This window comes from Ancylobacter sp. WKF20, assembly GCF_029760895.1.
In the GTDB taxonomy this organism is placed as follows: Bacteria; Pseudomonadota; Alphaproteobacteria; order Rhizobiales; family Xanthobacteraceae; genus Ancylobacter.
On record NZ_CP121679.1, the window covers coordinates 3,845,910 to 3,872,098 of the forward strand.

Genomic DNA, 26,189 nt, shown 5'->3' on the forward strand with positions numbered 1-26,189 from the left:
GTGTCCGCTCGCCTTAGCGTCCAGGACATGAAGACGATAACTGAGATTGGCCGTCAGCTCGGCCATCAAGGGTCTGTTCCCTTCACAGACGTGATCCGCTTCCTTTTGGCCGATTGGTCCAGCCGTCAGCGCGGTGGCGCGTCGTAACCGCCTTCACCCGCTGATTGCCCCGCAGGCATTCCATGACGACGCGGGCGGGCGTCAACGAATTTCATGCGCAAGGGAGGCAATCCATCGGAGATCGGGACCAAGGGCAACCCGGCTGCTCATCAACCCGCAAGTCTCCCAGGGGAAGCATTTCGCCCCGGTGGCGGTAAATGCTAGAGGGCGTCAGAGCGCCATGGAGCCTGCAGGCGGCCGTTTGATCTTTCGGCGCAAGGGGCGGAGGCGGGCATCGTAGAATGGATGCCCACGAGGCTCCCTGGCGATCTGTGAGGCTGTACGTCAGGCCGCTCGCTGCGTGCCCAGCCGTCCGATCATCTTGTACACGGAAGCCGTGAGGCTGGCCTCCAGTAACTCGATCTCTCGCAAATGGCTGTCGATGGCGACCCAAGCGCCTCGTTTGTCCGACACGAAGGACAAAGTGTAGCTCTCGGCTCCCTGGACCTGCCAAAACAGGTAGGCGCAGACGGAAGGCGTTCCGTCTTCAGCGACGTTGACCTCCAATTGCCAGCCGGGAAGGTCGGCGCGAAGGATTTCCACGGCAGCTGTGACAGCGGAAGCGGAAGGGTTAACAGCGGTAGGCATGTCGTTGATCCTCATATTAGAGAGGATCGAGCGTAGCTCATACGCATTGTGCCGAATAAGGCGCTGCATGAGAGATAGATATAGTAAGTACCTCTGTTGAGTTTGCTACGCATCAAAATTATCAAGCGCTTATATGAAATTCCTGACCTTGGAGTTTGCTATAGTGCGTCAATTTGACTGCACTGCTGGCTCTTTCGTGGAGAACTTGGGAAATCGCCCCAGCGCGATCGACATGGCTTTGATGGTCACGCCGCCGTAGGTCTCGCCCTCGGTTCTCGGCGCGTGGCCCTGAATGGCGTCGAGCGTCCGCTGCTCAATGCCAACCTCGCCGCCGAGTGCTTTGAAGGTATGCCGCCAGCCATGGTTTGGCTGCACATTCGGATCCGTTACGACCTTCCGCACCTCATCGGTTATGACCCGCTTTGCATACTGCCACGATGCCCGCTCAGTGCCCGACCACATGAACAGGAAACCGGCTGGGGCGGATTGCACGAACTCAACGAAACCAAGCTCTATAAGGTGCGGATGCAGCGGGACCGTTCGCATTTGCCTACTCTTCACCGTAACCGCCTCGGGCGTGATGGTCATGACCCAGCATTCGCCATCCCGCCAGACATCCTGCTTACGCAGCTGAACCATTTCCCCGACGCGTGCTCCAGTATAGGCGCAGAGCCACGGAACCCAGCGACTAAGCGCGAACCGCTGTGGTGGCTTTCCTGGCTCCTTCTTGGCGTTGAGGGCGGCAGAGAGGATCAAGCTCGCTTCCTCTTCGGTGAACCACGGTTGTCGGACCTTCTGCTTACGCGCCGACTTCATGGTGACCTTCTCGGCAGGATTTTCGGTTAGCTTCAAGTTGTCGACGGCCCAACCGAAGATGCTCTTGAGGCCCGCGAGGTAGCTGTCTTTTATGGTCTTTGCGCTTAGCGGCTTGCCCGTGGTCGGGCTCGGCGTGGACACCATGTGATCCTTGAAGCGCACGATGTCCTCGGCGGACACCCTGGCCGCGTCGTCATGCCCAATGAAGGTGATGAGGCGCTCCAGCGCGGTGCCGTAACCGTCCTTGGTGCTAACCGACCGACCTGCTAACTTTGCCTCTCGCCACCATTCCTCAAAAAGCCGGCGCATGGGCACCGCCGATGCACGCGCCGGGGATGGAGTGGATGGCTGTTCTGAGGGCTTGAACGAGGGCCCGAACCTCTCTGCTTTGGGATCGGGGCTGTAGTCGCCCCCTGCATTGTTGGAGAGCTGGACGGTCGCCTGATTGTAGGCCAGGCCGACTTGAAAGAGCAGTTCAGCGCGGCTCTTCTGGTCGACGACGAGGCCGTTCCGGCCAAGAACCTGGTCCGCAACCGCTCCGAAACGTTGCTCCAGGGCGCGCAGTTGGCGCTCCTCCTTCGTCTCAATGCGGAGAGGCCAGTCCAGTCCGATGGGCTGACCAGCCAGCGCCGTGGCGTTCACAATCATGGCCATATCCCACAGCTCGATGGGACCAGGATTGTCCTCATGCCTTTCCACCAGCAGGCGGTAAGCTTCCCCAGCCAGTGCGAGGGTCTGCTTGTGGGTCAGGTGAACGAGTGTGTCGCTCCTGAGTGCGCTGAACACCCGCTCCAGGTGCGCCACAGCGACAGCCTGCCGCTGTTTGGCTTCCGTGGGTTCCGATGTGCCCAAGGAAAAGCGGATGGATTGCGTCTTCTCGCTGACCCTAATTGAGACGAAGCCGTCGCCTCGGGGCACCTCAAGGGTCATTCCCACGAGGCTGGCCTTGAGGTCCTTGGGGATGCGCAGGACAAACTGAGGATTGCGGGTGTCGCTACGACGCACCGGACGTACCATTCGGAAGAGCATTGTTACACGGTCCTGTATCACGGGCCGGTAAGCGCAACTCTCTGATGGGGCTCAACTTCTTGTCCCATAAGGACAAGAGGAGAGTAGTGGTGCCCAGGAGAGGACTCGAACCTCCACGGTGTTACCCACTGGTACCTGAAACCAGCGCGTCTACCAATTCCGCCACCTGGGCTTATGCCTTGCGGCACGGCGGCGAGACATAGTCGGGTGGCATCCGTCTTGTCAATGTGGGTTTCGCCCGTGTCCCACATGGTCTGGGGAAATCTTTTCCGCCGCTCATCGCCTCTTGTCCGCGCCCCGTGCCGCCAGAAGGCCGGGAAAGGGCGGTGAGGCGTGTATTTGGTCGACCGGGCGCGCCTGCCGGCTGGACGCTCGCGCGGCGGCGCGGTAATCGTCGCGCATCCCTTTTGCCGGGCCGGGAGAAACGCGAAATGGTCGACGCCGCCAAAGCCAACGAATTGCCGCTGGAGAGCGAGGCCGAGCTGGCGCGCCGCGCCGCGCCGATGGACCGGCTCGTCACCATCTATGGCGGCTCCGGATTCGTCGGGCGCCATGTGGTGCGCGCGCTGGCGCGCCAGGGCTGGCGCATCCGCGTCGCCGTGCGCCGGCCGGACCTTGCCGGCCATCTCCAGCCGCTCGGCGCGGTCGGGCAGATCATGCCGGTGCAGGCCAATCTGCGCTATCCTGCCTCGGTGCTGCGCGCGGCCGAAGGGGCGGAAGTGGTCATCAACCTCGTCGGCATCCTGCATGAGAGCGGCCGGCAGAGCTTCGAGGCGGTGCAGAGCTTCGGCGCCAAGCAGGTGGCGCTGGCGGCCAAGGAAGTCGGCGCCCGGCTGGTGCATGGCTCCGCCATCGGCGCGGATGCCGGCTCCGAATCCAGCTATGCCCGCTCCAAGGCGGCCGGCGAGGCGGCGGCCTTCGAGGCGGTGCCGGGCGCGGTGGTGCTGCGCCCCTCCATCGTGTTCGGCCCCGAGGACAATTTCTTCAACCGCTTCGCCGCGCTGTCGCGTCTGGCGCCGGCGCTGCCGCTGATCGATGGCGGGCACAGCAAGTTCCAGCCGGTCTTCGTCGGTGATGTCGCGGCGGCCTTCGCCAAGGCGGTGGACGAGCAGGCGCGCGCCGGCACGGTCTATGAGCTCGGCGGGCCGGAAGTGCTCACCTTCAAGCAGCTCCTCGAGATCACCCTCAAGGAGATCGGCCGCAAGCGCCTGCTGCTGCCGCTGCCCTCCGCGCTGGCGAGCCTTCAGGCCCGCTTCCTCGAACTGCTGCCCAACCCGATGCTGACCCGCGACCAGGTGAAGCTGCTCGGCGTCGACAATGTGGTGTCGGAAGCGGCGATCACTGAGGGCCGCACCCTCGAGGGTCTCGGCATCGCCCCGACCGCGCTCGGCGCGGTGCTGCCGGGCTATCTCTGGCGCTTCCGCAAGGCCGGCCAGTTCACGCGGCCGGAAGCGGCCTGAGCGGTTCACCCGCCGGACTGAAATGAAAAGCCGCCGGGAGCGCCCTCCCGGCGGCTTTTTCGTTGCGCGTAAGGCGGTCGCCTCAGCCGACGAGGGCGAGCGCCACCAGCCCGACGCCGCCGACGGCGATTCGCCACCAGCCGAACGGCGTGTAGCCATGCTTGGAGACGAAGGCGAGCAGGCCGCGCACCACGATCACCGCCGAGATGAAGGCCGCCACGAAGCCGACGCCGATGATCACTGCGTCGTCGGCGTTCAGCAGGTTGCGGTTCTTGTAGAGGTCATAGGCGAAGGCGCCGGCCATGGTCGGTAGAGCGAGGAAGAAGGAGAATTCCGCCGCCGCCGGCTTGCTGGCGCCGAGCAGCAGGCCGCCGACGATGGTGGAGCCCGAGCGCGAGGTGCCGGGGATCATGGCGAGGCACTGGATGAAGCCGATCTTCAGCGCCAGCAGCGGCGGGAAGGCCATGGCGTCGGTGTGGATCGGCTTGATCTTCAGCGTGTCGACCCAGAGCAGCACGATGCCGCCGAGGATCAGCATCACGCAGATCAGCGCCGGCGTCTCGAACAGCACTTCCTTGATGAAGCTGTGCAGCAGCACGCCGATCACCGCCGCCGGCAGGAAAGCGATGAGGATACCCAGCACGAAATTGCGCGATCGCGGGCTCGAAGGCAGCGTGACCAGAACCTTCAGGAAGCGCTGGAAATAGACGGTGATGATGGCGAGCACCGCGCCAAGCTGGATCACCACCTCGAACACCTTGCCTTGGCTTTCGAAGCCGAGGAAATGCCCGGCGAGCAGGATGTGCCCGGTGGAGGACACCGGGAGAAATTCGGTGAAGCCTTCGAGAAGGCCAAGCAGGAAGGCTTCGAACAGCGTGCCGAACGACATGGAGGCGATGTTCCGGGCGAGGAAGGCGGGGAGGGCGCGAGGCGCCGGGCGGGTCCGGTAACGGATGGCGCGCATCCTGTCCGCTTCGCCCGCCACAATCAACGTGCCGCAAAGGGAGGCGCGGCGGCTTTTCCCCGCGCCGCGCTCGCGCTAGGAGCGTGAACGGGGAAGAATCGCGCGCCGGCGCAGGCCTGCCCCTGCGCGAACACGATTCCGCCCCAGAGCAGGGCTCCTTTAACCCCCGGTCGGCGTTGTAGGCTTATGCAACGTTGGGAGAGATTTCAGATGAAGAGGGTTTTGGCGGGCGCAGCTTTCCTGCTGCTGGCGCTCGGCGGGTCGGCTTTCGCCCAGCAGCGGGGATTCGTCACCACCGACGTTAATCTGCGGGCGGGCCCCAGCACCGGCTATCCGGTAGTGGTGGTGCTGGAGGGCGGCACGCCGCTCGGCATCTATGGCTGTCTCGACGATTACAGCTGGTGCGACGTGGACTGGCGCGGCGCCCGCGGCTGGATCGCGGCGCGCTACCTCGAATATGACTATGGCGGACGCCGGGTGGAGTTCGCGCCCTATGCCCCGACCATCGGCGTGCCCATCGTCGCCTTCAGCTTCGGCGATTATTGGGGCCGCTATTATCGCGGCCGGCCATGGTATTCGAGCTATGACCGCTGGGGCCCGCCCCCGCCGCGCGGCGGCTATTACGGCCCGCCTCCCGGCCCCGGCTATCGCCCGCCGCCGCCGCCGCCGGTCTATGGTGGACCGGGTTACGGCGGTCCCGGCTATGGTGGCCCCGGCTACGGCGGTCCCGGTTATGGCGGGCCTGGCTATGGTGGACCCGGCTATGGCGGGCCGGGCTATCGCCCGCCGCCGCAGGGCAACTGGAACGGGCGTCCGCCGCAGGGTGGTCCTCCGCCGCAGCAGCGTCCGCCTCAGGGTGGCCCGCCGCCGCAGGCGCAGCCGCCCCAGCAGCGCCCGCCGCGCGCCCAGCCGCAGCCTTCCGCGCCGCCGCCGCAACAGCAGCAGCGTCCGCCGCGCAACCCGCCCCAGGGCCAGCAGCAGCGCCAGCCGCAGGGCAGCAGCCCCTGCGAGCGCAACCCGAAGCTGTCCATGTGCGAGAACTGAGCCGCGCGGCAAGGATCAACGCCCCCTCGTGAGGGGCCTAAAGGCAAGCCCGGGCCGGGAGGTCCGGGTTTGCGCATCAGGGTGCCGTCGCACACTTGAAATAATCGGGCCGCTCCTGTAGAGGGTGCGACCTTCCCGAACTGCCCGGCCACTAGGGCTGCCGTGGCGGTTCGAATGCTCACACTAGCTTGAGCCGGAACCTCTCCTCAGCGGGAGCGTCGCCGGCCGTGGAGATCGAGCCAAATGCCCAAGATGAAGACCAAGTCCGGAGCGAAGAAGCGCTTCAAGCTCTCCGGAACCGGCAAGGTGATCATGGCCCAGGCGGGCAAGCGCCATGGCATGATCAAGCGCACCAACAAGCAGATCCGCGATCAGCGCGGCACCACGGTCATGTCCGAGCGTGATGCCTTCAATGTTCGCAAGTTCTATCTGCCCAACGGCTGACGCCAGCCTTAGCCAGGACCAGGAGAAAATCCCATGGCACGTGTCAAGCGCGGCGTAACTTCCCACGCCAAGCACAAGAAAGTGCTCAAGGCGGCGAAGGGCTATTTCGGCCGCCGCAAGAATACCATCCGCGTCGCGAAGCAGGCGGTCGAGAAGGCGCAGCAGTACGCCTATCGCGACCGCAAGGTGAAGAAGCGCAATTTCCGCGCGCTCTGGATCCAGCGCATCAACGCGGCCACCCGTGAGCTCGGCTTCACCTATGGCCGATTTATCGACGGTCTCGGCAAGGCCGGGATCGAGGTCGACCGCAAGGTGCTCTCGGATATCGCCATCCACGAGCCCGCCGCTTTCGCGGCGCTGGTCGAGCAGGCCAAGGCCGCGCTGGAAAAGCAGGCCGCCTGATCTTCCCGTCTCTGTCGGGACCAAAATCTGGGAAGCCCCGCGCGCAAGCGTTGGGGCTTTTCGCGTTGTGGCGTGTCGCGTTGGCCCTTTGCGCTACCGGCTCAGCCCGGTATAAGCCGCCCAGCTATCGCCGAGACGACGTCAGGACCGGGCTCTACCCGGCCATCCACACCTTCTCCGGGTTCTGTTCCGGCTGAAGACGTGGATCCCCGGGCCGAGCCCGTGGCTGATGTTTGCTGCGTTACCTCTGTTCAGCCGAGAAGAACGATCATGTCCGTCGCCACGCCTCCCGACCTTGCCACGCTGGAGCAGGAGCTTCTTGCCGCCGTCGCGGCCGCCGCCGACGAGGCGGGGCTGGAGGCGGTGCGCATCGCCGCGCTCGGTAAGAAGGGCTCGGTCTCCGAGCTGCTGAAGAGCCTCGGCGGCATGAGCCCGGACGAGCGCAAGAGCGCCGGCCCGGCGATCAACGGCCTGCGTGACCGGCTGAACGGCGCCCTCACCGAGCGCCGCGCCGACCTCAAGGCCGCCGCGCTGGCCAAGCGGCTGGAGACCGAGCGCGTCGACGTCAGCCTGCCGGTGCGCGAGGCGAGCGCCGAACTCGGCCGCGTCCACCCGATCAGCCAGGTCATCGACGAGCTCACCGCCATCTTCGCCGATATGGGCTTCTCGGTCGCCGAAGGGCCGGACATCGAAGACGACTTCCACAATTTCACCGCGCTGAACTTCCCCGAGGGGCATCCGGCGCGCGAGATGCACGACACCTTCTACCTGCCCACCAAGGAGGACGGCTCGCGCCTCGTGCTGCGCACCCACACCTCCCCGGTGCAGGTCCGCACCATGCTGTCCAAGAAGCCGCCGATCCGCGTCATCTGCCCCGGCCGCACCTACCGCTCGGACAGCGACCAGACCCACACGCCGATGTTCCACCAGGTCGAGGGCCTCGTCATAGACAAGGGCTCCAATCTCGGCCACCTGAAGTGGATCCTCGAGGAGTTCTGCAAGGCGTTCTTCGAGGTGGGCAATGTGAAGATGCGGTTCCGCCCGTCCTTCTTCCCCTTCACCGAGCCGTCCATGGAGGTCGACATCCAGTGCGACCGCTCCCGCCCCGGCGAGATCCGTTTCGGCGAGGGCTCGGACTGGCTGGAGATCCTCGGCTGCGGCATGGTCCACCCGAACGTGCTGCGCAATTGCGGGCTCGACCCGGACGAGTATCAGGGCTTCGCCTGGGGCATGGGCATCGACCGCATCGCCATGCTGAAATATGGCATGCCGGATCTGCGCGCCTTCTTCGAGGCGGATGCGCGCTGGCTCGCCCATTACGGCTTCCGCCCGCTCGACTTCCCGACCCTCGCCGGGGGCCTCAGCGCGTGATCAAGCCCCCCGTCTGGTCGACCGAACGCCTGCGTGGGATGGAGACATCCCAGATCAAGCAGCTCCTCGCCAATGCCGAGGCGCGCGGCGTCGCGGACCTTGCCGCCCTGTGCCAGGAGGTGCTGGACGAGCGCGGCCCCGCCACCCGTAGCCCCACCGCCCGCGCGTCCTCAGGGCGCACGGCCTCCGGTGCATCGAAGCCGTCTGCCGTCACGCGCACGACCCGCGGCGGCGTGCGCGAGCTCCACTTTGTCTGCGAGAACGACCGCGGCGTCACCGCCGATGGCGAGCGCTTCTTCTGGACGGGCTACTGGATCGTGCCCGAGGACGAGGCGATCAAGGCCGTCGAGGCCGGCGCCAAGCTCGCGCTGCACAAGTCGCGCGCGGACATGTCCTACCGCCAGGGCAAGATCCGCGATTACCGCATCGCGCCGGAGGATGTCGGCAAGAAGCGCAATGTCGGCATCGAATTCCTGGTCGCCGCCGATGATGAGCCTCTCGCCTGGTCGGGCGAGGGGGCGGACGAGAAGGGCTACCGGTAGGCCTGCGATGTCGGTGCATATGAACAAGCGGAACGTTAGGGCTCTCCCATGAAATTCACCCTCTCCTGGCTGCGTGAGCACCTGTCCGGCGACTACACGCTTGAGGATGTCACCGGCACGCTGAACCGCATCGGCTTCGAGGTCGAGGGCGTCGAGGACAAGGCCGCGAAGCTCAAGGGCTTCTCCATCGCCTATGTGATCTCCGCCGAACAGCACCCCAACGCCGACAAGCTGCGCGTCTGCATGGTCGATACCGGCGCGGGCGAGCCGGTGCAGGTGGTGTGCGGCGCGCCGAACGCGCGCACGGGGCTCAAAAGCGTGTTCTCCCCGCCCGGCACCTATATTCCCGGCAAGGACATCACGCTCGGCGTCGGCACCATTCGCGGCGTCGAGAGCCGGGGCATGCTGTGCTCGGCCGCCGAGCTTCAGCTCTCCGAAGACCATGACGGCATCATTGAGCTGCCGGCCGACGCGCCTGTGGGCGCTGTTTATGTCGACTGGGCGGGCTTCGGCGATCCGGTGATCGAGATCGCGGTGACGCCGAACCGGGCCGACGGCCTCGGCATTTTCGGCATCGCCCGTGACCTCGCCGCCGCCGGCCTCGGCACGCTGATCGAGGCGCCCATCGCGCCCGTGGCGGGCCGCTTCCCGTGCCCGGTGTCGGTGACGATTGCCGAGGGCGCCCCGTGCCCGGCCTTCGCCCTGCGGCTCATTCGCGGCGTGAAGAATGGCCCCTCGCCGGACTGGCTGCAGACGAAGCTGCGCGCCATTGGCCTGCGCCCCATCAACGCGCTGGTCGACGTCACCAACTTCCTCACCTTCGATCGCAACCGGCCGCTGCACGTCTTCGATGCCGGCAAGGTCCACGGCAATCTCGTTGTGCGCCGCGCGGTGGCGGGCGAGAGCCTGCTGGCGCTCGACGGCAAGACCTATGCGCTCGACGAGACCATGTGCGTCATCGCCGATGACAAGGCGGTGGAATCGCTCGCCGGCGTCATGGGCGGCGAGGAATCCGGCTGCGATGAATCTACCGTCGATGTGCTCGTCGAATCCGCGCTGTGGGAGCCGATCAACATCGCCCAGACCGGCCGCAAGCTTGGGCTGAACTCGGATGCGCGCTTCCGCTTCGAGCGCGGCATCGATCCGGCCTTCACCGAGCCGGGGCTGGAACTGGCAACCAAGCTCATCCTTGAGCTGTGCGGCGGCGAACCCTCCGACATCGTGCTGGCCGGCGCCATTCCCGACACCACGCGGATCATCGAGTTCCCGCTCAGCCTCACCGAGAAGCTCACCGGCCTGGTGGCGGATGATGCCGAGCAGGTGGCGACGCTGACCCGCCTCGGCTTTACGGTTGCAGGCACCAGCGGCACGGTGCGCGTGACGCCGCCGAGCTGGCGCGGCGACATCGAGGGCAAGGCCGATCTCGTGGAAGAGGTGATCCGCATCGCCGGCCTCGACCGCGTGCCCTCGCTGCCCTTCCCGCGCGACGAGACCGCCCGCAAGCCGGTGCTGACCACCCTGCAGCTGCGCACCCGAAAGGCCAAGCGCGCTTTGGCGAGCCGTGGCATCGTCGAGGCCGTCACCTGGTCCTTCGTGCCGAAGGCGCAGGCGGAAGCGTTCGGCGGCGGCCAGCCTGAGCTCGCGCTCGCCAACCCCATCGCCTCCGACCTTTCCGACATGCGCCCGAGCCTGCTGCCGGGGCTGATCCGTTCGGCGCAGGCCAATGCCGATCGCGGCTTTGGCGACGTCGCGCTGTTCGAGGTCGGGCAGATCTTCAAGGGCGACCGTCCGCAGGACCAGTTCATCGCCGCGACCGGCCTGCGCCGCGCCTCCGCCAAGCCTTTGGGCGCCGGGCGGCACTGGTCGGGCAAGGTGGCGAGCGTCGATGCCTTCGATGCGAAAGCCGACGCGCTGGCCCTGCTCGCCGCCTGCGGCGCGCCGGTGGCGAACCTGCAGATCTCGACCGATGCCCCGGCCTGGTTCCATCCGGGCCGTTCCGGCACGTTCCGCCTTGGCCCGAACGCCATCGGCCATTTCGGCGAGCTGCACCCCTCGGTGCTGGAGGCGCTGGATGCCGATGGGCCGCTGGTCGCCTTCGAGCTGCTGATCGACCGCATCCCCGAGCCCAAGGCCAAGGCGACGCGGGTGAAGCCGCTGCTCGACCTTGCCGCCTTCCAGCCGGTGGAACGCGATTTCGCCTTCGTCGTCGCGCGCAGCGTGGCGGCGGGCGACATCGTCAAGGCGGCGGCCGGCGTCGACCGCAAGCTCATCACGGCGGTGGCTGTGTTCGACGTCTATGAGGGGCCGGGTGTTGACGCCGACAAGAAGTCGGTGGCGCTCTCCGTCACGCTCCAGCCGCGCGAGAAGACGCTGACCGACGCGGAGATCGAGGCGGTCGCGACCCGCATCGTCGCCGATGTCGCCAAGAAGACCGGCGCCACGCTGCGCGGGTGAGGACCCCCACGGAGCGTCATCCCGGACGGCCATAGGGCCGATCCGGGATCGTCTGCCATTCGGGAGCGATCCCGGCTCTCCGGCTGCGCCTGCGGCCGGGATGACGAGGGGTGGAGCGGCCTATACCGGCCCGTCGCCGCCCCGTGTCCCGGCCCAGCGACGCCGCAGGCGGAGCGCCGAGCCGGGATCCAGCGCACGACTCTTCGGCTCTATGATTGACCTGAGCTGCCGTCGGCCGCCCCGGAGTCTCTCCTGGCCCCCGGAGCGGCGCCGCGCGGCGCGCGGCGGATCCGGGGAACGGGCGGTCGCTTTACGCCGGCCCGTCGCCGAGCACGCGCAGCGCCTTGGCGGCGGCGATCTCGCCGGACGCCCAAGCGCCCGCCAGCGTGCCCCAGTCTTCCAGCGCGGCATACTCGCCCGCCAGAAAAATGCGGTTCTGCACCGGCTCGGTGAAAAGCCGCCGCAAGCCCCCCTGACCTGGCATGGCGCTCGCGATGGCGCCGCGGATCAGCGGGTCGCTGGTCCAGCGCGAGGCCGCGACCTCGGTAATCGCCGCGCCCGCCCCGCCGCCAAAGCTGCGAGCAAGGAAATCGCGGGCCAGCGTCAGCGCCGCTGCCTCGCCCTTCTCGGCGATCTGCCGGGCCGGCGCGCCGCCAAAGGTCAGCACATGCAGGTCCGTGCCGTTGACCCGCCCGCGCAGGCGCGCGGTGGGGGCGAGCGCGTCCGGCCGGGTGGCGAGCACACGCTCGTCCGGCTGCAGGCCGAGCGGGTTGCCCGGCAGCAGGAAGGCGACCTGCTCCAGCGCCCCGCCCGGAAAGGCGCGGAAGGCGGCGAGAAGGCGCGGCGGCAACACCGGGTTGAAGCGGATGGCGCCAGCGGCGATCACCGGCGCGGGCACGGCGAGCACGATGGCGCGGGCGCGGATGGTCGCGCGCTGGCCGGTGACGCTCACCGTATGGAACCGCCCATTATTGGTGATGAGGTTCACCGGCGCATGGGTCTGCCGGTTGAGCCGGGCGCCCAGCCCTTCCAGCAGCGCGCCGACACCGATGGGGCTGGAGAGATCATCCGGCACCACGGCCCGCAGCGCGAGGTCGAGGGTTGAGAGCGCGTCGAGCTCCTTGCCGAGGCCGAGCGGGCCGAGGCACGCGCCCGCGCTTGCCGACCACGGGCCGGGCGGGGGCAGCACGCGGGCGACGGCGACATCGCGCCCGGCATCCGCCGCGGTGACGATTTCCCGCCGGTCGCGGCCCAGCGCGGCGGCGAAGGCGTCATAGGCGCTCTCGCGCGCGTCATGCCCCTCGACGAACAGCCTTTCGCCGGCGAGCGTGGTGAGCGGCAGGTCGCTTCCCCGCGCGGCGGCGGAAAGGCCTTCCGGGTCGCGCCCGAAGCTTCCCGCGCCGAGATCGACCGGCAAGCCGAAGGCGGTCTCGGTGCGCGCCCGCCCGCCGAGCGCCGCGCCGGCCTCCAGCAGCAGATGGCTGCGCCCGGCCTGCGCGACCTTGCGTGCCGCCGCGATACCGGCCGCGCCGCCGCCGATGATGACGACATCCGCGTCGCTCACCCCTTGCGCAAGGGCCGGGCCCAGCGCCGGGGCGGCGAGCAGCGCCGCGCCTGTGGCAAGCAGCCGGCGGCGGGAGAGGCCGCGCGAGGGAGCGAACGTCATGCGAGAGGGAACCCCGGAAAACTCAGCCTTGCTCTAGCACGGGCCGGGCGGAGGCCCCAAGCGCGGGCGGGGGGCTCCGGCTAAGTACCTGCCGTGAATCATGTTTTGTTCGTACCGGAACGAATCGGGACTCACCGGACGAATCGGAAAAGGCAAGCGGTGAATCGGCGCCGCCTGACGTAGCGCTGGAGCGGGAGGGCTTGAGATGCCGCTGGGTCGCAGATACGTAACGTAACAAAAGGTAAGGTCCGGGGAGAATCGCATGTTTCAGGACGCGCTCAGGGCCTTCGCCCTGACCTTCTCCCGCGACTATCGCCGCGTCCTGCTGCGCTCCATCGCGCTGGCCATCGCGCTGCTCGTCGCGCTCGGCATCGGCGCCTATTACGCGCTGACCTATTTCGTCACGCTCGACATGCCCTGGGCGCAGCTCACGCTGGAAATCCTCAGCGTGGTCGGCATCGCCATCGGCGCGGTGTTTCTGGTCCCACCGGTCACCTCACTGGTCGCCGGCCTGTTCCTCGACGATGTCGCCGCGCAGGTGGAGCGCTCCGAATTCCTCGACCAGACCGAGGGCACCGCGCTGCCGGTTGGCCGCTCGATCTGGCTCTCCATCAAGTTCTTCGGCGTCATGGTGGGCGTGAATCTCGTCGCCCTTCTGCTTCTGCTGGTGCCGGGCGTGAACATCGTGGTGTTCTACATCGCCAATGGCTATCTGCTGGGCCGCGAATATTTCCAGCTCGCCGCCATGCGCTACCGCAGCGAGGATGAAGTGGCGCTGGTGCGCCGGCATCATGCCTTCGGCATCTTCATGGCCGGGCTGATCATCGCTGTCGTGGTGTCGATCCCGATCCTCAACCTCGTCACCCCGGTCTTCGCCACCATCTTCATGGTGCGCCTGCACAAGCGCTTCACCCGCTCACGCTCCTACGCGCGCCGGTAAGAGCTTGTCAGGCCGTCGTTTTTTCCGGCCAGCGGCAGAGATCGGCGATCAGGCAGGAAGGGCAGTCCGGGCGGATCGCCTTGCAGACATAGCGCCCGTGCAGGATCAGCCAGTGATGGGCGTGGAGCTTGAAGCGGTCGGGGATGACCTTCTCCAGCCCCAGTTCGACCTCCAGCGGCGTCTTGCCGGCGGCAAGACCGGTGCGGTTGGCGACGCGGAAGAGATGGGTGTCCACCGCGATGGTCGGCAGGCCGAAGGCGATGTTGAGCACGACATTCGCCGTCTTGCGGCCGACGCCCGGCAGCATTTCCAGCGCCGCGCGGTCGGGTGGGACGGTGCCACCATGCTCGGCGATCAGCAGGCGGGAGAGTTCGACCACGTTCTTCGCCTTGCCGCGGTAGAGGCCGAGCGTGCGGATGTGCCGGGCGACGCCCTCCTCGCCGAGCGCGACCATGGCGGCGGGCGTCGGGGCGGCGGCGAACAGGCCGCGCGTTGCCTTGTTCACCCCGGTGTCTGTCGCCTGTGCGGAGAGCACGACGGCGACCAGCAGGGTAAAAGGATCGTGATACTCCAGCTCGCCCACCGGCTCGGGGTTCGCCGCCTCGAAGCGGGCGAAGGCGGTCTCCACCTCCGCGGCGCTCCACGGCGCGAAGGCCCCGCCAAGGGCGGCGGCGGCGGCGTTTGCCACGGCGCGGCGCCGCGTGGGCCGGCTCTCGGCCTGTTTCTCAAGCGCTGCCTTGGCCTTAGCCTTCGCGCTGGGTTTTGCCGCTGCCTTCGCCGTCGAGGCTTTGGCGGCCGGTTTGGTGCCGACGACCTTGGCGGCACGCACACGCCGCGCCGCGCCCGAGGCGGCGACGGCGCTCACGCCGCTGCCCGCGCGCCTTTTGGCGCCCGCCTGGGTGCGCTCCCCCGCGCCGCCCTGCCGCAGGGGCGAATCCTTGTCGTCGTCAGCCATTTCCGACCTATAATGCGCGGCGATGAGTGCTGCCAATCCCGCTTCCGACAGGGCCGCCTGGGCCGATGATGCAAGCGACGGCGAGCCGACCCTGTTCCAGGTGCGGCTGACGCCGTACCGCTCGCTCGACCAGCGCGGCTTTCTCATCGTCATGGCCATCGTGGCGGGTATCAGCTTCGTCTGCGGCACCGCCTTCCTGCTGATGGGCGCCTGGCCGGTGTTCGGCCTGTTCGGGCTCGACGTGCTCGCCATCTGGTTCGCCTTCCGCATGAATTTCCGCGCAGCGCGGGCGAGCGAGGAGATCACCGTCACGCCCAGCCTCGTCACCATCCGCCAGATCGCCCCGGACGGGCGCTGGCGCGAGGCGCAGATGAACCCGCTCTGGACCCGGCTGCACCGCGAACTGCACGAGGATTACGGCCTCCAGCGCCTGACGCTGGAGACGCGGGGCCAGCCGGTCGAGGTTGGCAGCTTCCTGCACACGGCGCAGCGCGAGGAACTCGCCAACGGCCTCGCCCTCGCCCTCTCGCAGGCCAAGCGCGGCGTGGTACGCTCCTCATTCTGATGCGCGCGTCGAAATCGGGTGGCTCGCCCCCGCGCGCGCATGCTCGGATGGGCACAGCAGAAGGAGAACGCCCGTGCTCGCGCCCAATCTCGACGCCGCCCACCCGCTGGAGATCGCCGCCGCCGATTACGAGATCGTCCGGCGTGCGGTGGAATATGTGAATCTGCGCTTTCGCGACCAGCCGGAGGTCGAGGAGATCGCCCGCGCCGCCGGCGTCCATCCGCGCGCGCTGACCGACCTGTTCCGCCGCTGGTGCGGCCTCACGCCGAAGGACTTCCTGCAGGCGGTGACGATCGACGCCGCCCGGCGCGTGCTGACCGAATCCGACAATGTGCTCGACGCGGCCTATGAGGTCGGGCTTTCCGGTCCCGGCCGGCTGCATGATCTGTTCGTGGTGCATGAATCCATGTCGCCCGGCGAGTGGAAGACCGGCGGCGCCGGCCTGGTGGTGCGCTATGGCCTCCACGCCTCGCCCTTCGGCACCGCGCTTGCCATGGTCACGCCGCGTGGCCTATGCGGCCTCGCCTTCGCCGATGACGGCGAGGAGGACGCCGCGCTCGCCGACATGCGCCGGCGCTGGCCGAACGCGCTCTACATTGAGGATCCGTTGGCCACGGCTCCCTATGCCGCGCGCATCTTCGACCAGGGCACCTGGCGCCCGGACGACCCGCTGCGCATCGTCTTCATCGGCACGGATTTCGAGGTGAAGGTGTGGGAGACGCTGATGCGCATCCCCCTGGGCAAGGCGACCACCTATTCCGCCATTGCCAGCACGGTGGAGCGGCCCAAGGCGGCCCGCGCCATCGGTGCGGCGGTGGGCAAGAACCCCATCTCCTTCGTCGTGCCCTGCCACCGCGTGCTCGGCAAGAACGGCGATCTCACCGGCTATCACTGGGGCCTCACCCGCAAGCGGGCGATCCTCGGTTGGGAGGCGGGCCAGCTCTGCAAGGCGTGGCAGGGGTGAGCGGGCCGAGGTTCAGTGCGCGACGGTCTTCGAGAACAGGTTGATGACCAGCACGCCGGCGATGATGAGCGAAAGCCCGAGCACCGCCGGCACGTCGAGCTTCTGGCCGTAATACACCCAGGCGATCAGCGTGATCAGCACGCTGCCGAAGCCTGACCACACCGCATAGGCGATGCCGGTCGGCACGGTGCGCAGCACGATGGCGAGGCACCAGAAGGCGAAGCAGTAGAAGACGACGGTGATGAGGCTCGGCACCAGCCGGGTCAGCCCGTCCGAGCGCGCCAGCGCCGTCGTCGCGATCACCTCGGCGGCAATCGCGACGAGCAGGAGTCCATAGGTGAGGAGCGATCCCACCCTCAGCCGGCGAGGTCGGTGACGCTGGCGACGGTGGAATCCGCGTTCAGCCGGTAGATCACCGGCACGCCGGTCGCCAGCTCGCGCTTGATGATGCCTTCGGGCGAGAGCTTCTCCAGCACCATGATGAGCGCGCGCAGCGAATTGCCATGCGCGGCCACCAGCACCCGCTTGCCGCGCAGCACCTCGGGCAGGATCTCCTGCACGTAATAGGGCAGGGTGCGCGCCACCGTGTCCTTCAGGCTCTCGCCGCCGGGCGGCGGCACGTCGAAGGAGCGGCGCCAGATATGCACCTGCTCCTCGCCCCATTTGGCGCGGGCGTCATCCTTGTTGAGGCCGGACAGCTCGCCATAGTCGCGCTCGTTCAGCGCGAGGTTGCGGGTGATATGCAGGCCGGTCTGGCCGAGCTCGGCGAGGGCGAGGTCCAGCGTCTTCTGCGCGCGGGAGAGGTCGGAGGTGAAGGCGACGTCGAACTGGTAGCCGTCATCCTTCAGCCGCTTGCCGGCGCGCTTGGCCTCCTCGACGCCGAGCGCCGTCAGGTCCGGGTCGCGCCAGCCGGTGAACAGGTTCTTGAGGTTCCACTCGCTCTGGCCGTGACGGACGAGGACGAGAAGGCGGTCGGACATCGGGATTCTCCGTGCGGTCGGAAGCGGTGGGACGGCGACGAACTGGCGGCGATGAAACTAGAAATCCCCGAGGCCGAGCACGTCGGCCATGGAATAGAGGCCCGGCTTGCGCCCGCGGCCCCAGCGAGCGGCGGCGAGCGCGCCGCGGGCGAAGATGCCGCGATCCTCGGCCTTGTGGGCGAGTTCGATGCGCTCATGCGGGCCGGCGAAGATCACATTGTGCTCGCCCACCACCGTGCCACCGCGGAGCGTGGCGAAGCCGATCTGCCCGGCCTCGCGCGCCCCGGTGAAGCCGTGGCGGGTGAACACGCCGTTCTCCGAGAGCGTGACGCCGCGCCCTTCCGCCGCCGCCGCGCCCAGCAGCAGCGCCGTGCCGGAGGGGGCGTCGATCTTGCGGTTGTGATGCATCTCGACGACCTCGATGTCGAAGTCCTCGTCGAGCGTGCGCGCCACGCGCTTCACCAGCGCCGCCAGCAGGTTCACGCCGAGGCTCATATTGCCGGACTTGACGATCACCGCATGGCGGGAGGCAGCGGCGATCTTTTCCTCGTCCTCCGGCGAGAAGCCGGTGGTGCCGATGACATGGACGATGCGGGCTTGCGCGGCGAGGCCGGCATGGACCACGCTCGCCGCGGGCACGGTGAAGTCGATGACGCCATCGGCGGCAACGAAGGCCGCGAGGGGATCATCCGTCACGGTGATGCCGGTCGGCGGCAGGCCGGCGAGTTCGCCGACATCGCGGCCGACAAATTCCGAGCCCTCGGGCTCGCAGGCGCCGGCGAGCACGAGGTCCGGGGCCTCGGCGATGGCGCGGGCCACCACGCGGCCCATGCGCCCACCCGCGCCCACCACGACGAGCCGCATCTGCGTCATCTCACGCCCTCTCGCTGCACTGCACCGCGTATAGCGGCCTTCCACCGTCACGAAAAGTGCTTGAATCGCGGGCAATCTATGCGTTCACTTGCACGGCGCTTGACGTTCGGGGCGGGCCCCTGTACAGGTCGCGCAACTTTACGAAGGAGTGGCGCTCCAATGCGCAAGAATATTATCCTTATCGTAGGACGGCGCGTCGCCGCGGAGCTTGCCTGACGGCAGTTCCGCCCAACGGTGACGCGCGAAAAATGGCCCCCTCCGGGGCCTTTTGATTTTCTGGCCCCCTTCGATCCAGCGACAGTCGACGAGTACAAGAGGAAACGACCATGATGCGCGAGATGACCGGCGCCGAAATGGTGATGCAGGCCCTGATCGATCAGGGTGTCGAGCACATGTTCGGCTATCCCGGCGGCGCGGTGCTGCCGATCTATGACGCGATGTTCCACCAGAACCAGGTTCGCCACGTGCTCGTGCGCCACGAGCAGGGCGCGGTTCACATGGCGGAGGGCTATGCCCGCTCCTCCGGCAAGGTCGGCGTCGTCCTCGTCACCTCCGGCCCTGGCGCGACCAACGCCGTGACCGGCCTCACTGACGCGCTGCTGGATTCGATCCCGCTGGTCTGCATCACCGGGCAGGTTCCGACCCACCTCATCGGCTCGGACGCCTTCCAGGAGTGCGACACGGTCGGCATCACCCGGCCCTGCACCAAGCACAACTACCTCGTTCGTGACGTTAACGACCTCGCCCGCGTCATGCACGAGGCGTTCTATGTCGCGCAGAACGGCCGTCCCGGCCCGGTCGTCGTCGACATCCCGAAGGACGTGCAGTTCGCCAAGGGCATCTATGTCGGCCCGGAGAATATCGAGCACAAGACCTACAAGCCGCGCCTCAAGGGCGACCCGGAGAAGATCAAGGCGGCGGTCGATCTGCTGGCCAAGGCCAAGCGGCCGATCTTCTACACCGGCGGCGGCGTCATCAATTCCGGCCCCGAGGCGAGCCGCCTGCTGCGCGAGTTCGCCCGGCTCACCGGCTATCCGGTCACCTCGACCCTGATGGGCCTCGGCGCCTACCCGGCGGCCGACAAGCAGTGGCTGGGCATGCTCGGCATGCACGGCACCTATGAAGCCAACATGGCGATGCATGATTGCGACGTCATGGTGTGCGTCGGCGCGCGCTTCGACGACCGCATTACCGGCCGTCTCGACGCCTTCTCGCCCGGCTCGAAGAAGATCCACATCGACATCGACCCGTCCTCGATCAACAAGAACGTCAAGGTCGACCTGCCGATCATCGGCGATGTGAAGCACGTCCTCGAAGACATGCTCACCGTCTGGCGCGGCATGAAGGCCGAGCCCGACCGGCAGGCCATCGCCGGCTGGTGGGCGCAGATCGACAAGTGGCGCGCGCGCAAGTCGCTCGCCTTCCAGCCCTCCTCCTCGATCATCAAGCCGCAGCAGGCCGTCAAGGCGCTGTACGACCAGGTGAAGGACAAGGACGTCTACATCACCACCGAAGTCGGCCAGCACCAGATGTGGGCGGCGCAGCACTTCCACTTCGAGGAGCCGAACCGCTGGATGACCTCCGGTGGCCTCGGCACCATGGGCTATGGCCTGCCCGCCGCCATCGGCGCGCAGGTGGCGCACCCGGAGAGCCTCGTCATCGACATCGCGGGCGAGGCCTCGATCCAGATGTGCCTGCAGGAGCTCTCCACCGCGCTGCAGTTCAACCTGCCGGTGAAGATCTTCGTGCTGAACAACGAGTATATGGGCATGGTGCGCCAGTGGCAGGATCTGCTGCATGGCGGGCGCTACTCGCACTCCTACTCCGAGTCGCTGCCGGACTTCGTGAAGCTCGCCGAGGCCTATGGCGCGGTCGGTATCCGCTGCTCGAAGCCGGGCGACCTCGATGGCGCCATCCATGAGATGATCAGCGTCAACCGCCCGGTGCTGTTCGACTGCCTGGTCGACAAGATGGAGAACTGCCTGCCCATGATCCCCTCGGGCAAGCCGCATAACGAGATGATCCTTCCCGATCATCCCGAAGGGCTGGACGAGGCGATCAGCGAGGAAGGCAAGATGCTGGTGTGACGGCGCTTCGCGCCTAACCACGTCATGGCCGGGCTTGTCCCGGCCATCCACGTCTTCGCCGGAGCGCCGATCATGCTGGCGCGGACTGAAGTCGTGGATCCCCGGGCCAAGCCCGGGGATGACGGCCAGGAAGCTCACCGACAGCCATAGCCGCCCCCTTTTCAGAGTGCCCCATGCCTCCCGTCAACGAACCCGCCGAACGCCACACCCTCTCTCTGCTGGTCGATAACGAGCCGGGCGTGCTTGCCCGCATTGTCGGCCTGTTCTCCGGGCGCGGCTACAACATCGACAGCCTGACCGTCTCCGAGGTCAGCCACGATTCCAAGCTCTCGCGCATCACTGTCGTCACCACCGGCGCGCCGCCGATCATCGAGCAGATCAAGAGCCAGCTCGACCGGCTGGTGCCCGTTCACCGCGTGGTCGACCTCACCGTGGTCGGCAAGGCGGTGGAGCGCGAGCTCGCTCTCATCAAGGTGCGCGGCAAGGGCGAGATCCGCCAGGAGGCGCTACTGATCGCCGACAGCTTCCGCGCCCGCACGGTGGACACGACGCTGGAGAGCTTCGTCTTCGAGATCACCGGCAAGCCGGAGAAGATCGACCAGTTCGTCTCGCTGCTGGAGCCGCTCGGCCTCGTCGAAGTCTCCCGCACCGGCGTCGCCGCCATCGGACGCGGCCCCGACGGCATGTGAAAGATCGGGCGCGGCATGTTGAGCCGCGCCCCATGTCGTCAGCCCGCGAAGCCGCCGGCGGCAAGGAACGCCTGCTCTTCCGTCGTCATGTCGCGGCCGAGAACCGGATTGCGATGCGGGAAGCGGCCGAAATCGCGGATGATGTCGTGGTGGATGACGGCGTGATGCACGCCTTCCTCATCCCCCGCCGCCGCGCAGAGCGCGACGCAGCGCTGCTGGTCCGCCAGATCCTCCGAGTGCATGTAGGGCATGTAGAAGAAGCGCCGCTCGGGCAGGGCGTAGCTGCGCTCGAAACCGCGCGCGATGGCGGTGTCGGCGATGGCGCGCGCCTGCGCATCGGTCGCGAAGGCGCGCGGCGAGTCGCGGAACAGGTTGCGCGGGAACTGATCGAGCAGGAGGATCAGCGCGTAGCACCCGTCCGCCGTTTCCTCCCACCCTCGCAACTCGCCACGGGCGGCGGCCTCATGGGCGGCGAGGAATTGCGCGCGGATGGCGGTGTCGAAGGCCTCGTCCTTGGCGAACCAGCGGTCCGGTCCGGCGTCGCGCCAGAAGGCGAGGATCGCCTCGGCAGTGGGCAGGCTCATTCCGGGTCTCCCTTTTTCATCAGACCCCCCGATAGGATGGCAAGCGGGCGAAAGTCGAGTGCCGCGCGGTGCTGCACCGCACGTTCGGCCCTTGGCCGCGGCAGGCAAGCCGTGTGAAGATGCGGTTTCGCGGGGCGCCCCGGGATGCCTCGCGGCGCCCCGAGCCATGCCCCGTTCTTGAGTGCGGGAAGGCGACAGACGTGAGCGACAGCGCGGGCACATTGCCGGCATCCACCACCGGCAAGCCCCTGTGGCTACAGGTGGCGCCCTTACTCTTCCTGCTGCTGTGGTCCGGCGGCTTCGCCGTCGCCAAGGTCGGCCTGCTTTCGACCGGGCCTTTCACCCTGCTCGCCATGCGCTACGGGCTGGTGCTGGTGGTGCTGCTGCCCCTGCTGGTGTGGTTCCGCCCCGCGCTGCCGGCGACGCCGCGCGCCTGGGTGAACCTCGTCGTGGTCGGCTTCCTCATCCAGGTGCTGTATTTCGACCTGAGCTATTTCGCCTTCCTGAACGGGATTTCCGCCGGGGCGCTGGCGCTCATCGTCTCCATGCAGCCCATCGTCGTCGGCCTCGCCGCGCCGGCCTTTGCCCGCGAGAAGGTGGGGCTGCTGCGCTGGGTCGGGCTGCTGCTCGGGCTTGCCGGCGCCGGTCTCGTCATCGCCTCGCGCGCCTCCATCGAAGTGACCTCGCCCGGCGTGATCCTGCTGGCGGTCGGCGCGCTGCTGGCCATGTCCTCGGCCTCGCTCTACGAGAAGCGCTACGGCGTCGCCCAGCACCCGCTGGTGACCAATTGCGTGCAATACGCGGTGGGCTTCGTCTGCACCCTGCCGCTGGCACTGCTGCTGGATGACGGCCATGTCGACTGGTCGCCCTCCTTCATCGCGGCGCTGGCCTATCTCGTCATCGGCAATTCGCTGATCGCCATCTCGCTCTATCTGGCGATGATCCGCGCCGGCGAGGTCTCCAAGGTCTCGGCGCTGTTCTTCCTCATTCCGCCCTGCTCGGCGCTGATCGCTTTCGTGCTGATCGGCGAGGCGATGCCGCCGCTTGCCTGGGTCGGCATGGCGCTGGCCGCCTCCGGCGTGTCGCTCGCCTCGGCGCAGCCGACCCTCTGGCGCGCGCGGATCGGCCGCCTGCTGCGACGCTGACCGGGAATTCGCGACATGCCGCTTGCGCCGGGGCGGGCGTTCCTATAGGAGAACCGTAACGTACGGTACGGATTTTCCGGAGCCCCCGCCAGCCATGGCATCGACCCCCGACCAGACCAGCGCGAGCTTCACCGAGCGGCAGCAGGCCGTGCTCGACGCCGTGCTCGCGCTGATGGTCGAGGAGGGCGGGGACGTCACCATGACGGCGGTGGCGCGGCGCGCCTCCTGCTCCAAGGAAAGCCTCTACAAATGGTTTGGCGACCGCGACGGGCTGCTCAGTGCCACGGTGCGCTGGCAGGCCTCCAAGGTGCGCGCCGGCAATTACGACCGCACGCGGCTCGATGTCTCCGCGCTCCGCGAAAGCCTCATCCGCTTCGCCGCCAACTGGCTCGGCGTGATCTCCAGCCCGACCTCGATCGCGCTCAACCGCTTCGCCATCGCGCAGGCCGGCGCCCGCGATTCGAAGCTCGGCGCGATCATGCTGGCGAATGGTCGCTTCGCCATTGGCGAGCGGCTGAAACCCCTTCTGGAAGCCGGCCGCGAGGCCGGGCTGATCGCGGTGGACGACACCGAGACGGCCTTTCGCAGCTTCCTCGGCCTTGTCGGCCGTGACGTGCAGATCCGCCTGCTGCTCGGTGATGACCGCCTCGCGCTGTCCGCCGCCGAGATCGAGCGCGATGCCGCCCGCGCCACCGACCAGTTTCTCACCCTCTACGGCACCGGGGCATCCCGGCCCGCCCGACCCGACGCGTGACACAGGAGAACCCCATGCGCGTTTATTACGACCGCGACGCCGATGTGAACCTCATCAAGGGCAAGAAGGTCGCCATCATCGGCTATGGCTCGCAGGGCCGCGCCCATGCGCTGAACCTCAAGGATTCCGGCGCCAAGGAAATCGCCATCGGCCTGAAGCCGGGCTCGGCGACCGCCGCCAAGGTCGAGGCCGACGGCCTCAAGGTGCTCACCGTTGCCCAGGCCGCCAAGTGGGCCGACCTGATGATGATGGCCACCCCGGACGAGCTGCAGGCCGACATCTACCGCGACGAGATCGCCCCGAACATCCGCGACGGCGCCGCGATCGCCTTCGCCCACGGCCTCAACGTGCATTTCGGCCTGATCGAGCCGAAGAAGACCGTCGACGTCGTCATGATCGCGCCGAAGGGCCCCGGCCACACCGTGCGCGGCGAGTACCAGAAGGGCGGCGGCGTGCCCTGCCTCGTGGCCGTGCACCAGGACGCCTCGGGCAACGCGCTCGACCTCGCGCTCTCCTACGCCTCGGGCGTCGGCGGCGGCCGCTCCGGCATCATCGAGACCACCTTCAAGGAAGAGTGCGAGACCGATCTATTCGGCGAGCAGGTCGTGCTCTGCGGCGGTCTGGTCGAGCTGATCCGCGCCGGCTTCGAGACGCTGGTGGAAGCCGGCTACGCCCCGGAGATGGCCTATTTCGAGTGCCTGCACGAAGTGAAGCTGATCGTCGACCTCATCTATGAGGGCGGCATCGCCAACATGAACTACTCGATCTCCAACACCGCCGAGTGGGGCGAGTACGTCTCCGGCCCGCGCATCATCACCGCCGAGACCAAGGCCGAGATGAAGCGCGTGCTGACCGACATCCAGACCGGCAAGTTCACCTCCGACTGGATGCAGGAATACCGGGCTGGCGCCTCGCGCTTCAAGGGCATCCGCCGCCTGAACGATTCCCACCAGATCGAGCAGGTCGGTGAGAAGCTGCGCGGCATGATGCCGTGGATCGGCAAGAACAAGCTGGTCGACAAGGCGAAGAACTGAGCCTCGTCTCACCGCTGAACGACGCCATGGCCGGGCTTTGCCCGGCCATGTGCGTTTGGGGGGGCTGCAGTCATCCCGGACGGCCGCAGGCCGAGCCGGGATCGCGTGCCGAAGTCATGGCCGGCCGCGCACGACGGCCGAGATGACGTCAGAGGATGGATTATGGGCTGACTGGCGACGGCAACCATCTGGCGAGTATCCGGGCTTTTAGAAGGCAGCATACTGCGCGGAGGCTCTCATGGGCGAGACGGACGGCTTCGAGTGGGATAACGACAAGGACGCGGCGAACCGTGCGAAACACGGTTTGCCGCTCCTCTTTGGCGAGTTCGTCTTCGACGGTCGCCCGCGCTTCGAGCCGTCATCGCCGAGGCTTGTCGAGGGTGAGGCCCGCTATGTTGCGATGGCCGAGGTGGCCGGGCGTGTTATACTCTGTGTCTATGTCTGGAGAGGGTGCCGTCGGCGCCTTGTATCCGTGAGACGGGCGCATCGGAGCGAGAGACGTGTCTTCGCACAAGCCATCGAAGGAAGCTGAACGGTTGCTGCGCGACTTCGACTGGTCGAAGGTCGATGCGTTGACCGATGAGCAGATCGTTGCGGCGGCGAAGGCAGACCCGGACAGCATCCTCCCTACCGAAGCTGAACTTGCGGAGTTCGATCTCGTCCTCCCCGCCAAGGCGCGGCGTGAGATGAAGGCTGGCAAACCGCCGAAGGAAGACGCCGAGTAGCGCGGCGTCCAGATGTTTCGTGACCGGAAAACAGGGCGACCAAAAAGGTCGCCCTTTGTGTTTCTGGCAGACTAGGCCCTCTGCGTATCATCGCGATGGCCGTCATCCCGGACGGCCAAAGGCCGATCCGGGATCGTGTGCCCATCTTCGCACCTGCCGGCGCGCCCCATCGCAAAGGCGCGGCGAACGATCCCGGCTCTGCGCTGCGCTCGGCCGGGATGACGCCATGAGCCAATGGAACGTCATGGCCGGGCTCGGCCCGGCCATCCACGCCTTTCTTCCGTCGCCCGCTCGGCCCAAGTCATGGATGCCCGGGCCAAGCCCGGGCATGACACCAGTGGGCGCTCCGACCGCGCCGGCCGCCAGCGCCCCGCGCGCCCTCACGCCGCCGCCGGCAGGCCCGGCTCATTGGCCTTCTGGCCCTTGTGGTAGACCGTGTAGACATAGACCGGGATGTTGAGCGCGCCGAGATGGTGCTCCACCAGCGGCTTCACATCCGCCCAGTCGAGCCCGCCGACGCCGGTGGCGAGGCGGGGAAGCGCGAGGCTGGCGATCTTCTCGTCCTGCGCGTAGCGCGCCAGCGCCTTGAGCGCGTGGCCGACATTCTCAAGCGTCGCCTTGCCCGGATGGCCGATGGCGTTCTCCGCCGGCTCCTGCGTCAGCAGGCAGGCGATGCGCACCGCGCCATGTTCGCCCGCGCCGGCCCAAACCCAGATCCCGCCGGCCTTGGGGTGGCTGATCCGGCATTCATGGCGGAAATCCTTGGCGAGCGAGGGGTAGCGTTCGCGCAGCGCCAAAGCGAGGCCGCTGTCGAAATGGTCGCCCGGCGCCACGCCATGAGCGATGAGCGCGGCGTCGCTGAGCAGGATGTCGCCCGCGATTTCGTGAATCAGTGCCATCGGATCCTCCAGAACCTTGATTGCTCTTGGAGCCATCTGTCGGCCGGGCCGCCGCG

Annotated in this window: 27 protein-coding genes and 1 tRNA gene; 17 read left to right on the plus strand and 11 right to left on the minus strand. The window is 67.5% G+C overall.

Annotation, left to right across the window (positions count from 1 at the left end; genetic code table 11):
• Positions 1 to 444 precede the first annotated feature (444 nt).
• The 3 genes from AncyloWKF20_RS17755 to AncyloWKF20_RS17765 form a co-directional block, all read right to left on the minus strand.
• Entirely contained in the window at positions 445 to 747 is a 303-nt protein-coding gene (locus AncyloWKF20_RS17755) for a hypothetical protein (RefSeq protein ID WP_279315294.1), read from the minus strand.
• Positions 748 to 915: 168 nt separating this feature from the next.
• Positions 916 to 2,568, minus strand: coding sequence for a tyrosine-type recombinase/integrase (locus AncyloWKF20_RS17760; protein ID WP_279315295.1), 1,653 nt, complete (start codon positions 2,566 to 2,568; stop codon positions 916 to 918).
• A 111-nt stretch (positions 2,569 to 2,679) separates the two neighbouring features.
• A tRNA-Leu gene (locus AncyloWKF20_RS17765) sits at positions 2,680 to 2,764 on the minus strand.
• Between the two features lie 259 nt (positions 2,765 to 3,023).
• Here AncyloWKF20_RS17765 and AncyloWKF20_RS17770 point away from each other — a divergent pair.
• Positions 3,024 to 4,052: a complex I NDUFA9 subunit family protein gene (locus AncyloWKF20_RS17770; RefSeq protein ID WP_279315296.1), complete on the plus strand. Its 1,029-nt coding sequence runs from the start codon at positions 3,024 to 3,026 to the stop codon at positions 4,050 to 4,052.
• 82 nt (positions 4,053 to 4,134) lie between these two features.
• On the opposite strand, the gene AncyloWKF20_RS17775 is transcribed toward AncyloWKF20_RS17770, so the two are convergent.
• Positions 4,135 to 4,941: an undecaprenyl-diphosphate phosphatase gene (locus AncyloWKF20_RS17775; RefSeq protein WP_279318016.1), complete on the minus strand. Its 807-nt coding sequence runs from the start codon at positions 4,939 to 4,941 to the stop codon at positions 4,135 to 4,137.
• 285 nt (positions 4,942 to 5,226) lie between these two features.
• Here AncyloWKF20_RS17775 and AncyloWKF20_RS17780 point away from each other — a divergent pair, with 285 nt between their 5' ends.
• The 6 genes from AncyloWKF20_RS17780 to pheT all read left to right on the plus strand — a co-directional run bounded on the left by AncyloWKF20_RS17780 (position 5,227) and on the right by pheT (position 11,273).
• On the plus strand, positions 5,227 to 6,060 hold the full coding sequence (locus AncyloWKF20_RS17780; protein WP_279315297.1) for an SH3 domain-containing protein: 834 nt from the start codon (positions 5,227 to 5,229) through the stop codon (positions 6,058 to 6,060).
• Positions 6,061 to 6,303: 243 nt separating this feature from the next.
• Positions 6,304 to 6,504, plus strand: a complete 201-nt coding sequence (gene rpmI / locus AncyloWKF20_RS17785; RefSeq protein WP_152304301.1) for a 50S ribosomal protein L35 — start codon at positions 6,304 to 6,306, stop codon at positions 6,502 to 6,504.
• Between the two features lie 33 nt (positions 6,505 to 6,537).
• Positions 6,538 to 6,906 carry a 50S ribosomal protein L20 gene (rplT, locus tag AncyloWKF20_RS17790; protein WP_013165152.1) on the plus strand — a complete coding sequence of 123 codons (369 nt, stop codon included), beginning with the start codon at positions 6,538 to 6,540 and terminating at the stop codon, positions 6,904 to 6,906.
• 270 nt (positions 6,907 to 7,176) lie between these two features.
• Positions 7,177 to 8,277, plus strand: coding sequence for a phenylalanine--tRNA ligase subunit alpha (gene pheS / locus AncyloWKF20_RS17795; RefSeq protein ID WP_279315298.1), 1,101 nt, complete (start codon positions 7,177 to 7,179; stop codon positions 8,275 to 8,277).
• On the plus strand, positions 8,274 to 8,819 hold the full coding sequence (locus AncyloWKF20_RS17800; protein WP_279315299.1) for a hypothetical protein: 546 nt from the start codon (positions 8,274 to 8,276) through the stop codon (positions 8,817 to 8,819). Before pheS ends, AncyloWKF20_RS17800 begins: the two co-directional genes overlap by 4 nt.
• Before the next feature lie 48 nt (positions 8,820 to 8,867).
• Positions 8,868 to 11,273 carry a phenylalanine--tRNA ligase subunit beta gene (gene pheT / locus AncyloWKF20_RS17805; RefSeq protein WP_279315300.1) on the plus strand — a complete coding sequence of 802 codons (2,406 nt, stop codon included), beginning with the start codon at positions 8,868 to 8,870 and terminating at the stop codon, positions 11,271 to 11,273.
• A 310-nt stretch (positions 11,274 to 11,583) separates the two neighbouring features.
• Here pheT and AncyloWKF20_RS17810 read toward each other — a convergent pair whose 3' ends face one another.
• Positions 11,584 to 12,939 carry an FAD-dependent oxidoreductase gene (locus AncyloWKF20_RS17810; protein WP_279315301.1) on the minus strand — a complete coding sequence of 452 codons (1,356 nt, stop codon included), beginning with the start codon at positions 12,937 to 12,939 and terminating at the stop codon, positions 11,584 to 11,586.
• Positions 12,940 to 13,201: 262 nt separating this feature from the next.
• Here AncyloWKF20_RS17810 and AncyloWKF20_RS17815 point away from each other — a divergent pair, with 262 nt between their 5' ends.
• On the plus strand, positions 13,202 to 13,879 hold the full coding sequence (locus tag AncyloWKF20_RS17815; RefSeq protein WP_279315302.1) for a sulfate transporter family protein: 678 nt from the start codon (positions 13,202 to 13,204) through the stop codon (positions 13,877 to 13,879).
• Positions 13,880 to 13,886: 7 nt separating this feature from the next.
• On the opposite strand, the gene nth is transcribed toward AncyloWKF20_RS17815, so the two are convergent.
• Positions 13,887 to 14,567, minus strand: a complete 681-nt coding sequence (nth, locus tag AncyloWKF20_RS17820; protein ID WP_279318017.1) for an endonuclease III — start codon at positions 14,565 to 14,567, stop codon at positions 13,887 to 13,889.
• 289 nt (positions 14,568 to 14,856) lie between these two features.
• Between nth and AncyloWKF20_RS17825 the strand changes: the two genes are divergently transcribed.
• Together AncyloWKF20_RS17825 and AncyloWKF20_RS17830 are read left to right on the plus strand one after the other, a co-directional pair.
• Entirely contained in the window at positions 14,857 to 15,399 is a 543-nt protein-coding gene (locus AncyloWKF20_RS17825; RefSeq protein WP_279315303.1) for a DUF2244 domain-containing protein, read from the plus strand.
• A 73-nt stretch (positions 15,400 to 15,472) separates the two neighbouring features.
• A complete protein-coding gene (locus AncyloWKF20_RS17830; RefSeq protein ID WP_279315304.1) occupies positions 15,473 to 16,363 on the plus strand; it encodes a bifunctional helix-turn-helix domain-containing protein/methylated-DNA--[protein]-cysteine S-methyltransferase in 891 nt (296 codons plus the stop codon).
• 12 nt (positions 16,364 to 16,375) lie between these two features.
• Here AncyloWKF20_RS17830 and AncyloWKF20_RS17835 read toward each other — a convergent pair whose 3' ends face one another.
• From AncyloWKF20_RS17835 to dapB, 3 genes are read right to left on the minus strand one after another with little or no spacing between them, the layout of a single operon-like run.
• On the minus strand, positions 16,376 to 16,717 hold the full coding sequence (locus AncyloWKF20_RS17835) for an SMR family transporter (protein WP_279315305.1): 342 nt from the start codon (positions 16,715 to 16,717) through the stop codon (positions 16,376 to 16,378).
• A 2-nt stretch (positions 16,718 to 16,719) separates the two neighbouring features.
• Positions 16,720 to 17,343 (minus strand): 2,3-bisphosphoglycerate-dependent phosphoglycerate mutase, encoded by a 624-nt coding sequence (locus AncyloWKF20_RS17840; RefSeq protein WP_279315306.1) that lies wholly within the window; start codon positions 17,341 to 17,343, stop codon positions 16,720 to 16,722.
• A 57-nt stretch (positions 17,344 to 17,400) separates the two neighbouring features.
• Positions 17,401 to 18,207 carry a 4-hydroxy-tetrahydrodipicolinate reductase gene (gene dapB / locus AncyloWKF20_RS17845; RefSeq protein WP_279318018.1) on the minus strand — a complete coding sequence of 269 codons (807 nt, stop codon included), beginning with the start codon at positions 18,205 to 18,207 and terminating at the stop codon, positions 17,401 to 17,403.
• 335 nt (positions 18,208 to 18,542) lie between these two features.
• Between dapB and AncyloWKF20_RS17850 the strand changes: the two genes are divergently transcribed.
• Both AncyloWKF20_RS17850 and ilvN read left to right on the plus strand, forming a co-directional pair.
• Entirely contained in the window at positions 18,543 to 20,303 is a 1,761-nt protein-coding gene (locus AncyloWKF20_RS17850) for an acetolactate synthase 3 large subunit (RefSeq protein ID WP_267584172.1), read from the plus strand.
• A gap of 173 nt (positions 20,304 to 20,476) precedes the next feature.
• Positions 20,477 to 20,992: an acetolactate synthase small subunit gene (ilvN, locus tag AncyloWKF20_RS17855; protein ID WP_279315307.1), complete on the plus strand. Its 516-nt coding sequence runs from the start codon at positions 20,477 to 20,479 to the stop codon at positions 20,990 to 20,992.
• Positions 20,993 to 21,030: 38 nt separating this feature from the next.
• On the opposite strand, the gene AncyloWKF20_RS17860 is transcribed toward ilvN, so the two are convergent.
• Positions 21,031 to 21,576 (minus strand): DUF924 domain-containing protein, encoded by a 546-nt coding sequence (locus AncyloWKF20_RS17860; RefSeq protein WP_279315308.1) that lies wholly within the window; start codon positions 21,574 to 21,576, stop codon positions 21,031 to 21,033.
• A gap of 200 nt (positions 21,577 to 21,776) precedes the next feature.
• On the opposite strand from AncyloWKF20_RS17860, the gene AncyloWKF20_RS17865 reads away from it, so the two are divergent.
• From AncyloWKF20_RS17865 to AncyloWKF20_RS17885, 5 genes are all read left to right on the plus strand, one after another.
• On the plus strand, positions 21,777 to 22,721 hold the full coding sequence (locus AncyloWKF20_RS17865) for a DMT family transporter (RefSeq protein ID WP_279315309.1): 945 nt from the start codon (positions 21,777 to 21,779) through the stop codon (positions 22,719 to 22,721).
• 94 nt (positions 22,722 to 22,815) lie between these two features.
• On the plus strand, positions 22,816 to 23,475 hold the full coding sequence (locus tag AncyloWKF20_RS17870; protein ID WP_279315310.1) for a TetR/AcrR family transcriptional regulator C-terminal domain-containing protein: 660 nt from the start codon (positions 22,816 to 22,818) through the stop codon (positions 23,473 to 23,475).
• 14 nt (positions 23,476 to 23,489) lie between these two features.
• Positions 23,490 to 24,509: a ketol-acid reductoisomerase gene (gene ilvC / locus AncyloWKF20_RS17875; protein ID WP_279315311.1), complete on the plus strand. Its 1,020-nt coding sequence runs from the start codon at positions 23,490 to 23,492 to the stop codon at positions 24,507 to 24,509.
• Positions 24,510 to 24,747: 238 nt separating this feature from the next.
• Positions 24,748 to 25,041, plus strand: a complete 294-nt coding sequence (locus AncyloWKF20_RS17880) for a BrnT family toxin (protein WP_279315312.1) — start codon at positions 24,748 to 24,750, stop codon at positions 25,039 to 25,041.
• The gene (locus AncyloWKF20_RS17885; RefSeq protein WP_279315313.1) at positions 25,010 to 25,234 is read left to right on the plus strand and encodes a hypothetical protein; all 225 of its coding nucleotides are present in this window, start codon (positions 25,010 to 25,012) and stop codon (positions 25,232 to 25,234) included. The genes AncyloWKF20_RS17880 and AncyloWKF20_RS17885 overlap by 32 nt, the downstream gene beginning before the upstream one ends.
• 380 nt (positions 25,235 to 25,614) lie before the next feature.
• Here AncyloWKF20_RS17885 and AncyloWKF20_RS17890 read toward each other — a convergent pair whose 3' ends face one another.
• Complete coding sequence (locus tag AncyloWKF20_RS17890) at positions 25,615 to 26,133, minus strand: macro domain-containing protein (RefSeq protein WP_279315314.1); 519 nt, start codon at positions 26,131 to 26,133, stop codon at positions 25,615 to 25,617.
• Between the last annotated feature and the right edge of the window lie 56 nt (positions 26,134 to 26,189).

Bases quoted from the DNA above. Each gene is read 5' to 3' on its own strand.
- AncyloWKF20_RS17755 (WP_279315294.1), bottom strand. From the start codon at position 747: ATGCCTACCGCTGTTAACCCTTCCGCTTCCGCTGTCACAGCTGCCGTG.
- AncyloWKF20_RS17770 (WP_279315296.1), top strand. From the start codon at position 3,024: ATGGTCGACGCCGCCAAAGCCAACGAATTGCCGCTGGAGAGCGAGGCC.
- AncyloWKF20_RS17775 (WP_279318016.1), bottom strand. From the start codon at position 4,941: ATGTCGTTCGGCACGCTGTTCGAAGCCTTCCTGCTTGGCCTTCTCGAA.
- AncyloWKF20_RS17780 (WP_279315297.1), top strand. From the start codon at position 5,227: ATGAAGAGGGTTTTGGCGGGCGCAGCTTTCCTGCTGCTGGCGCTCGGC.
- rpmI (WP_152304301.1), top strand. From the start codon at position 6,304: ATGCCCAAGATGAAGACCAAGTCCGGAGCGAAGAAGCGCTTCAAGCTC.
- rplT (WP_013165152.1), top strand. From the start codon at position 6,538: ATGGCACGTGTCAAGCGCGGCGTAACTTCCCACGCCAAGCACAAGAAA.
- pheS (WP_279315298.1), top strand. From the start codon at position 7,177: ATGTCCGTCGCCACGCCTCCCGACCTTGCCACGCTGGAGCAGGAGCTT.
- pheT (WP_279315300.1), top strand. From the start codon at position 8,868: ATGAAATTCACCCTCTCCTGGCTGCGTGAGCACCTGTCCGGCGACTAC.
- AncyloWKF20_RS17810 (WP_279315301.1), bottom strand. From the start codon at position 12,939: ATGACGTTCGCTCCCTCGCGCGGCCTCTCCCGCCGCCGGCTGCTTGCC.
- AncyloWKF20_RS17815 (WP_279315302.1), top strand. From the start codon at position 13,202: ATGTTTCAGGACGCGCTCAGGGCCTTCGCCCTGACCTTCTCCCGCGAC.
- AncyloWKF20_RS17825 (WP_279315303.1), top strand. From the start codon at position 14,857: ATGAGTGCTGCCAATCCCGCTTCCGACAGGGCCGCCTGGGCCGATGAT.
- AncyloWKF20_RS17840 (WP_279315306.1), bottom strand. From the start codon at position 17,343: ATGTCCGACCGCCTTCTCGTCCTCGTCCGTCACGGCCAGAGCGAGTGG.
- dapB (WP_279318018.1), bottom strand. From the start codon at position 18,207: ATGCGGCTCGTCGTGGTGGGCGCGGGTGGGCGCATGGGCCGCGTGGTG.
- AncyloWKF20_RS17850 (WP_267584172.1), top strand. From the start codon at position 18,543: ATGATGCGCGAGATGACCGGCGCCGAAATGGTGATGCAGGCCCTGATC.
- ilvN (WP_279315307.1), top strand. From the start codon at position 20,477: ATGCCTCCCGTCAACGAACCCGCCGAACGCCACACCCTCTCTCTGCTG.
- AncyloWKF20_RS17860 (WP_279315308.1), bottom strand. From the start codon at position 21,576: ATGAGCCTGCCCACTGCCGAGGCGATCCTCGCCTTCTGGCGCGACGCC.
- AncyloWKF20_RS17870 (WP_279315310.1), top strand. From the start codon at position 22,816: ATGGCATCGACCCCCGACCAGACCAGCGCGAGCTTCACCGAGCGGCAG.
- ilvC (WP_279315311.1), top strand. From the start codon at position 23,490: ATGCGCGTTTATTACGACCGCGACGCCGATGTGAACCTCATCAAGGGC.
- AncyloWKF20_RS17880 (WP_279315312.1), top strand. From the start codon at position 24,748: ATGGGCGAGACGGACGGCTTCGAGTGGGATAACGACAAGGACGCGGCG.
- AncyloWKF20_RS17890 (WP_279315314.1), bottom strand. From the start codon at position 26,133: ATGGCACTGATTCACGAAATCGCGGGCGACATCCTGCTCAGCGACGCC.